The organism is Dokdonella sp., from assembly GCF_035511235.1.
In the GTDB taxonomy this organism is placed as follows: domain Bacteria; phylum Pseudomonadota; class Gammaproteobacteria; order Xanthomonadales; family Rhodanobacteraceae; genus Dokdonella.
Genome location: NZ_DATKFQ010000006.1, coordinates 106,586 through 114,862, shown reverse-complemented (window position 1 = coordinate 114,862; position 8,277 = coordinate 106,586). Strand labels below are relative to the sequence as shown.

Annotated in this window: 5 protein-coding genes; 3 read left to right on the top strand and 2 right to left on the bottom strand. The window is 66.4% G+C overall.

Annotated features, from left to right (window positions below):
• Window positions 1–166: 166 nt before the first annotated feature.
• On the bottom strand, window positions 167–1,009 hold the full coding sequence (locus VMR06_RS03610; protein ID WP_325373081.1) for a hypothetical protein: 843 nt from the start codon (window positions 1,007–1,009) through the stop codon (window positions 167–169).
• A 1,218-nt stretch (window positions 1,010–2,227) separates the two neighbouring features.
• On the opposite strand from VMR06_RS03610, the gene VMR06_RS03605 reads away from it, so the two are divergent.
• The 3 genes from VMR06_RS03605 (at window position 2,228) to VMR06_RS03595 (ending at window position 6,490) form a co-directional block, all read left to right on the top strand.
• A complete protein-coding gene (locus VMR06_RS03605) occupies window positions 2,228–3,229 on the top strand; it encodes a ligase-associated DNA damage response exonuclease (RefSeq protein WP_325373079.1) in 1,002 nt (333 codons plus the stop codon).
• 31 nt (window positions 3,230–3,260) lie between these two features.
• Entirely contained in the window at window positions 3,261–4,880 is a 1,620-nt protein-coding gene (locus tag VMR06_RS03600) for an ATP-dependent DNA ligase (RefSeq protein WP_325373077.1), read from the top strand.
• Window positions 4,881–5,239: 359 nt separating this feature from the next.
• Window positions 5,240–6,490, top strand: coding sequence for a cation:proton antiporter (locus VMR06_RS03595; RefSeq protein ID WP_325373075.1), 1,251 nt, complete (start codon window positions 5,240–5,242; stop codon window positions 6,488–6,490).
• A gap of 137 nt (window positions 6,491–6,627) precedes the next feature.
• Here VMR06_RS03595 and VMR06_RS03590 read toward each other — a convergent pair whose 3' ends face one another.
• On the bottom strand, window positions 6,628–8,166 hold the full coding sequence (locus VMR06_RS03590; protein WP_325373073.1) for a hypothetical protein: 1,539 nt from the start codon (window positions 8,164–8,166) through the stop codon (window positions 6,628–6,630).
• Between the last annotated feature and the right edge of the window lie 111 nt (window positions 8,167–8,277).

Below are 8,277 nucleotides of genomic sequence, written 5' to 3'. Positions count from 1 at the left end.
TGCACAGGGCCTTGATCGGCATCGCGCCGGCCTCGGCCTCGCGAAGGATCGAGATGATCTGCTCGTCGCTGAAACGCTTCTTCATGAGTTCTCCTTGCCTGTTGAGGGTAGAGAACTCACCATCCGCATGGCTACACGATTCGTCTCAGGTCACGTGAATAAATTGTTATGAGCCACTTTCCTTGACCAAAGACTTCAAGTACTTCGCTCCCGACATTGTTAGTCCGTCTTCGAAGTAACCGAGTTTCTCAAGATCTTCAATGTATCCGCCGGGAAGATCCTCAATCATCCGATCAAAAAGCTTGCGGATGGCCATGGAGGACAGCTGTAGCAAGCGTTCATTTCCGATCTTCTCGATCACATGTGATTTTGTGAAACGATCTATGGCACCGGATCCACTCTGTTCATCTGCCAGTAGTCGCCGTCGCCTCAAACGCTCCATGAACAATTGCCTGTTCAGTCGCGACATTTCTTGCTGTAGTCCCGATAGCTCTTCCTCTTTCTGCTTAAGCTGATCAGAGAATGCTCTTTTCTCTTGCTCCTGCAGCTGCGATCTATCGAGTAACTCCTTAACTATTTTATTTCTCTGCTCTATGACTTTATGTACTTCTTGTTTCTCGTCTTCGATCTTCTGCTTAGTCTTCTCAGCCGCCTCGCTAGATCGGTCGCTTGGACGGCTTTCAAGATAACTACGCATCGAAGAATAACCCTCATCAAGATGGCGAAGGCGCTCTCCGAATCCACTTTCCATCTTTGCTAGCAATTGAGCGATGTCTCTTGTGAACTTGTAAGTATTGTCGTAGAAGGTGTTGCTGGTGTCAGTTGCCTTGAAGTAGAACAATGCAGCAAGCGCTACAGAGAAGAGAGCTAGCAACAGAGATAACAATGTCGGGAAGTCCACCGTCATAGCCATTGGCGTGTCGATGATCTTGAAAGATATAACTGCGGCTAGTGCAAGAGCCACAATAGCCTTAACCAAATCCCACAAGCTTGCCTTCTGCACGTCCATCAGCCCCCCCCCTTTTGGCGTATATCATCTGAGTTAAGCCGACCCGCGAAGCGGCTTCGGCTTGAATGTATTATTAGGCGGCAAGCTAGCCACAATCAGCTCCCCCTGGGGAAGAGCATGTCCCAAAACGCCCACGGTAGGCCCAGCATGTAACAAGCGCGATAACAAAAAAACTTTGATTCCGACCCATGGGCCATGGGTATAGCCGTAGACAAATGCCGGAATGAGGGCGACCAGAAGGAGCTATGCCTCGGTCCGCGGAAGTACGCGAAGAACCTGCTTGTTGAGCCATGCGAAGAATGACATTGCTGCCCAAATACCTAATAGTCGGGTCCTGGGTCCGGTATACGACTTATCCACAGCGCACCGCATGGTGGGCTATCTCCTTGATACAGCCCGATCTTAGGGCGACTTGGTCCGGCTAACAAGCCGACGTATAGTTGGGCCTACGGTTAGCGCGCGCCCTTAGGTTTCCCCACATTTTCATGCCGCCAGGGGCGTCTGATCAAGAATGGGCCTTGGCAGGTTGCGTAGTCGGTGCAGCCATCTGGATAGGGGTTCCAGCGGCCATAGTTGGCGTCCAAAACTCGCGCGAGCGATTTGGAGGACATTCATCTACTCAGCCACGCGCCTTATGTGGATGCCCTGTTTGTGGACAAGCGCACGCACGAGAACGTACGGCGTGTCCGGCAGAAGGATCCGAAGGTAGCCGCTTTCCTTCAATCGATCTTGCGAGCGGGGTCGTGGGAAGTGGCGCTGATGCTGGCACTGAGTTCGACACGCCATGTCAAGACCTGAGCAACGAGCAGCATAGACGCCGCAACCGACTACTCGTTCGCTCAAGCAGACTAGACCCGACGGCTGCGATCACCTGCTTTGGGTCGATAACAGACGATTCATCTCGCCGACGCATCGGTCTTTCGGATTCGCCAAAGTTGCCACGACGCATGCCTGTGGAGCCCGGGGTCGGCAGCGTACAAAAACCGACGCGTGCAACGAACTACACGGCGCGGCCGCATAGCCTTATCGGCCGGTTGCGGCTTGCCGCTCACCGCGTCACCGAAAGCAGCGCGCTGCCACTTCTATCGAATCGCCCTAGAAATGGGCACAGATGCCCGCGAAGCTTGCGCCGCGATCGTTATGAGCTGGCACAAATTGGTCTTCGCCGCCGTTCTCGTAGGCCATCCCCTTCAGCTCCCCTCCCTATACTCCAGATCCATGCCTGCCCCGCGCGATCTGGTCGAACTGCGTCCCGAAGGTCTGTACTGCCCCGCCGGCGATTTCCATATCGACCCGTGGCGGCCGGTGCCGCGGGCGGTCATCACGCACGGGCACGGCGATCATGCGCGGATCGGGATGGGCGAGTACCACTGCAGCGCGGGGTCGCTGCCGATCCTGCGTTGGCGGCTCGGCGAGCAGCGCTACCACGTGCATGAGCACGGTGCGCCGTTCGAGCTCGGCGGCGCGCGCGTCTCGCTGCATCCGGCCGGGCACGTGCTCGGATCGGTGCAGGTGCGGATCGAGGCCGGCGGCGAGGTCTGGGTCGCCTCGGGCGACTACAAGCGCCAGCCCGACCCGACCTGCGCGCCGTTCGAGCCGGTGCGCTGCGACGTGTTCATCACCGAGGCGACGTTCGGGTTGCCGGTGTACCGCTGGCCCGACACGCGCGAGGTGGTCCGCGACATCGTCGACTGGCGCGAGCGCTGTGCGGCGCGCGGCGAGGCGGCGGTGCTGTTCTGCTATGCGCTCGGCAAGGCGCAGCGGCTGCTGGCCGAACTGGCCGCAGTGACCGACCGGCCGGCGCTGCTGCACGGCGCGATCGCGGCGGGGGTCCAGGTCTATCGCGATGCCGGCATTGCGATGCTCGCGACCCGTGCGGTGGCCGAGGAGGAGAAGGGCCGCGATTTCGCCGGTGAGCTGATCCTGGCGCCGCCGTCGGCGGCCGGCAGTCCGTGGATGCGGCGCTTCCGCGGCGCGCAGACCGGGTTCGCGTCGGGCTGGATGCGCCTGCGCGGCAATCGCCGACGCCGCAACTACGACCGCGGCTTCGTCGTGTCCGACCATGCCGACTGGCCCGATCTGATGCGCACGGTGCGCGAGACCGGCGCGCGGCGCGTCATCGCCACGCACGGCAGCACCGATGCGATCGTGCGTGCCTTGAACGAGTCCGGCGTCGCCGCCGAGGCGTTTCGCACGAGCTTCGGAGACGAGGAGGCATGAGTGCCCTGCCCGTCCGAACGAGGGTCGCGCGATGAAGCGCTTCGCGGCGCTGTATCGCGAACTCGACCGCAGCACCGGCACGGCCGACAAGCGCGCGGCGCTGGTCGCGTATTTCCGCGAGGCGCCGGTCGAGGATGCAGCCTGGGCGCTGTGGCTGCTGTCGGGCGGCAAGCTGGCGGCGTCGCGCGCGCGCATCGCCAACAGCCGCGAGCTGCGTGCGTGGATCGTCGCCGAGAGCGGCCAGCCGGAGTGGCTGGTCGAGGACTGCTACGACCACGTCGGCGACCTGGCCGAGACGCTGGCGCTGCTGCTCGACGATCCGGCGGCCGAGGATGACGACCGGCCGCTGCATGTGTGGATCGAGCGCGAGCTGCTGCCGCCGGCCGGCGCCGACGAGGCGCTGCGCCGCGACGCCGTCGTGCGCGCCTGGCGCACGCTCGGCTTCGATCAGCGCCTGCTGTTCAACAAGCTGCTGACCGGCGCGTTGCGCGTCGGCGTCTCGCAGCGGCTGGTGCAGCAAGCGCTGGCCGAGATGAGCGGCATCGACATCGCGCGCATCGCGCAGCGCATGCTCGGCGCCTGGACGCCCTCGCCGCGCTTCATGCGCGATCTGTTGACGGTTGAGGAACTGCCCGGCGATCGGCAGCAGCCGTATCCGTTCTTCCTGGCCTCGCCGCTGGAACCGGCGGACGGTATCGAAGTGGCCGCGCGGCTCGGCGAGGTCGGCGACTGGCTGCTCGAGTGGAAGTGGGACGGCATCCGCCTGCAGCTGATCCGCCGCGGTGGCGAGGTCGCGCTGTGGTCGCGCGGCGAGGAGCGCCTGGAAGGGCGCTTCCCGGAGATCGAGGCCGCCGCGGGCGCGCTCGCGCGCGACTGCGTGATCGACGGCGAGCTGCTGGCCTGGGGCGAACGCGAGGATCGGCCGCTGCCGTTCACGGCTCTGCAGAAGCGCATCCAGCGGCGCAAGCCCGGCATCAGGCTGCTCGCCGAGGCGCCGGCGCGCGTGCTGGCCTATGACCTGCTCGAACTGGACGGCACCGACCTGCGTACGCTGCCGCTGCGGCAGCGGCGCGAGACGCTGGCCACGCTGGTCGATCAGCTGGCCGACCCGCGCATCGCGCTGTCGCCACTGGTCGACGCGCGCGATTGGACCGAGGCGGCGCGCCGTCGCGAAGATGCACGCGAGCGCGGCGTCGAGGGCCTGATGCTGAAGCGGCGCGAATCGGTCTATCAGGTCGGCCGCCGCCGCGGCGACTGGTGGAAATGGAAGATCGAGCCGCTGACGATCGACGGGGTGCTGCTCTACGCGCAGTCCGGCCACGGCCGGCGCAGCACGCTGTTCACCGACTACACGTTCGGGCTCTGGGACGGCGAGGCGCTGGTGCCGGTCGCCAAGGCCTACTCGGGCCTGGACGATCGCGAAATCCTCGAACTGGACCGCTGGATCCGCGCGCATACGCTCGAGCGCTTCGGCCCGGTGCGCTCGGTACCGGCCGAGCACGTGTTCGAGCTCGGCTTCGAGGCGGTCAACCGCAGCAGCCGGCACAAGTCCGGCATCGCGGTGCGCTTCCCGCGCATCCTGCGCTGGCGCCGCGACAAGCCGGCCGCGGAAGCCGACCGGCTCGACGCATTGAAGGCGCTGGCGCGGTGACGCATCGCGTCGCCGCCGCCGATGCCGAGCTGACCGCCTGGTCCGCGGCGCGCGGCCGGACGCCGGCCGCGTGCCGGCGCGAGGCGTGGGTCCGCCTAGCGGCGATTGCGTATCCGCCGGGCGCGCCGGCCGAGGTTCGCGGCACGCCGGACTGACCGGTTCGCGGACAGCCGCCCGACACCGGCACCAGGCGGCGCGCCTCACTGCCGTTCGTGCGGATGGACAAGCCGCAGCACCTTGTTCCGCCGGCCATCGATCACCGGCGATCCCGAACGCGGGCGCACCGCAAGGAATGGGACTTTCTGCGATACGATCGCCGCGCCACGGCGCAGGCCGCCCGCGGTGTCCGGAAAGCGCCCTTGAACGCCCCCACGCTCCTGCTCGTCCAGCTGACGTCGATCCTGATCGCCGCGCGCGTTTGCGGCTTTCTGCTCCGGCGGATCGGCCAGCCGCCGGTGATCGGCGAGATGGCGGCCGGTCTGCTGCTGGGGCCGATCGTGTTCGGCGCCTGGCTGCCGGATCTGCACGCGCTGCTATTCGCGCCATCGTCGCTGCCCGCGCTGTCGGGGCTCGGCACGGTCGGCGTCGCGTTGTTCATGTTCCTGGTCGGGCTGGAGCTGCGTGCGCCGGACGGCACGCGCGCGCAGCTGCGTTCGGCGCTCCTGGTCGGCGGTCTCGGCATCGCGGTGCCGCTGCTGCTCGGCCTCGCCGTCTCGCCGCTCCTGCATCCGCGCTACGCGCCGGCCGGCGTACCGTTCTGGCCGTTTGCGCTGTTCGTGGCCGCGGCGCTGTCGGTGACGGCGTTCCCGGTGCTGGCGCGGATCCTGCGCGATCGCAGCCTGACGCGATCGGTGCCGGGCCGGCTCGCGCTGAGCGCGGCGGTCATCGACGATGGCTGCGTGTGGATCCTGCTGGCCTTCGTCGTGGCGCTCGCGCGCGGAGGCGACGGTACGCAGGTGCTGCTCACCGTGTTCGGCGCGGCCGTGCTGGTCGCAGCCGTCTTCGCGGTGCTCAAGCCGCTCTACGCGCGCCTGCTGCGGCCGCGCATCGGCCACGGCGAGCTGCCGGCCGCTGCGTTCGCGTGGATCCTCATCGGCTGCCTCGCCTGCGCGGCGTTCGCCGAGTGGATCGGACTGCATGCCGTGTTCGGCGCGTTCCTGTTCGGCATCGCGCTGCCGCGCGACGACCGCTTGCTCGACGCGCTGACCACGCGCATCGAGCCGGTCGCGGTGGTGTTCCTGATGCCGATCGTGTTCGCGCTGGCCGGCCAGAACACCACGCCCGGCGCGTTCGCCGGCGCCGGCCTCGGCGCGCTGGCCCTGGTGCTGGCCGTGGCGATCGTCGGCAAGATCGCCGGCTGCGCGGCCGGCGCGCGGCTCGGCGGCCACGGCTGGCGCGACAGCCTCGCGGTCGGATCGCTGATGAATGCGCGCGGCCTGATGGAGCTGATCGTCATCAAGATCGGCTTCGACGCCGGCCTGATCGGTGCGGAGCTGTTCACGATGCTGTTCGCGATGACGCTGCTGACCACGTTCATGGCCTCGCCGCTGCTCAGCGCATTTCACCGGGGCGGCGCAGCGCTGCCGGCCGGGCGCGAGACGCACTCCTGATCGCGTAACCGGCCAGTCGCATCCACCTCGAAGCCGAACCTGTTACGCCTCAGATGGCCGGGTCGCATACGACGGGAACACCGTGCAGGCGATCCAATGGCCACGCACTGCGTATCGGCGATCCAGCGAGGGGTTTATCACGAAGCCGGTGCGGCCGTCGTACTCGGGGGACGCAGGTAGCCCACCTCGGCGATCACCGCCTGCACCTCGGGCCGGGCGATCACCGCTTTGCTGCGCTTGTCGCGCGCGGCCCTGCTCGGCGGCTTCTCTACAGCCTTGGAAGGCTGTACTTCGATCAGCGCGTCCGAACGCCACTCGGGATTGCGCAGCCGCTCGATCAGCACTGCGGCTGCCTCGTCGACACGACCCGCATGCATCAGGGCCAGCTGGTAGGTCGCGATGGCGTCTTCGCGGTGATCGCGCATGAAGGCCAGATGCCGCTGCACTGCGGATGCGTCCTCGCGCTGTACCGCCACCATCAGGTACAGCATCTCCAGTCGCATGCGACCGTACGGACTCGTTTCGCCGAGATCTTCGACTGCCTCGAGCGCTTTGTCGGCCTCACCGAGATCGGCGTAATACCAGCCCAGATTGAGCGCCTGACTGACGTTCATGCCGCCTTCTTCCGGTCGCTTTGCCGCTCGGCGTAGCTGGACGATTGCCTCCTCCCATCGGTCCAGCCCCCACAGCGCCTCGGCACGCTGATCGAGTACCCACGGATACTCGTCGTCGAAATCGACGTAGTACCTCGTCCCCTCGGCTTCCGTAATGAGCGCGATCACTGCATCGACGTCGGCCAGCGCAGCGGCGTCGCGACCGTCGTCGAGCAGCCGTCGCTGCAACATCACCCGATGACTCAGCCGAGTCGGTTCCGATTCGACGAGAGCACGTATCCGCTCGATGTCGGCCTCCACGGCAGCGCGAAGCTGGAATCGCTCCGCCGAGTCGACGACGCGATCGAACCTCCGATCGACGTGCATGGCGAGAATCGAACTCGGCGATCCGATCTTGCGCGCGACCGCGCGGGCACGCGCCACGTGATCCTGCTCGAGCGCCAGACGCACCAGCGACAGCCAGAGCGCATCGGGCGGTTCGCCGCCGACGGTGAAACCGGTATCGAACAATGCGTCCAGCAGCTCGCGATGCTCATTGGTCGCGGCGGCCTGCCGCTCCAGTCGTGTCGCGAGCCGTTGAATGGCACGCTCGTCGAGCTCGCGCATGATCGCCGGCCAGCGCCGCGCGAGCATCGTGATGCAGCGGGCCGCATCGGCATCGTCCCCCAGGGCAGCGGAAGCTTTCAGCCGCGTATACCAGACACCGCCCTCGACCTGCGGATAGCCGCTGGCACGGACCAGCAGCGGATGCGCATGCGCCGGATCGCCGAGATCGTCGGCCAGGCCACCGGCCAGAGACAGGACTTCGTACTGCTGGCTCTCGTCGAGCGCATCGAAGCCCGGCGACTCGATGATCGCCTGGAAGCTGCGCCGGGCCGCCGCGAACTCGCGCTCGCGCAACTGCGCGAACGCCGCTGGCAGCGCGGTCCGTGCGGGCTGCGCCACGGCGTCCGCTTCTGCGCCGGCCGGCGCGGGCGGCGGCGCGATCACCGGCTGAGCCACACCCGTGGAAGCCTGCGCCCAGGCCAGCACACCCGCGACGAGAAGACCCCTGATCCGCATCGACCGCTCCTCCGGTTTCGCTGACCGGAACGATCGCCCGGCCGCCGCGACGACCGTACACGGCCGGACTCGCAATCGCCAGCGGCGGCGCCGCTCGACGTGTCCGGCTTG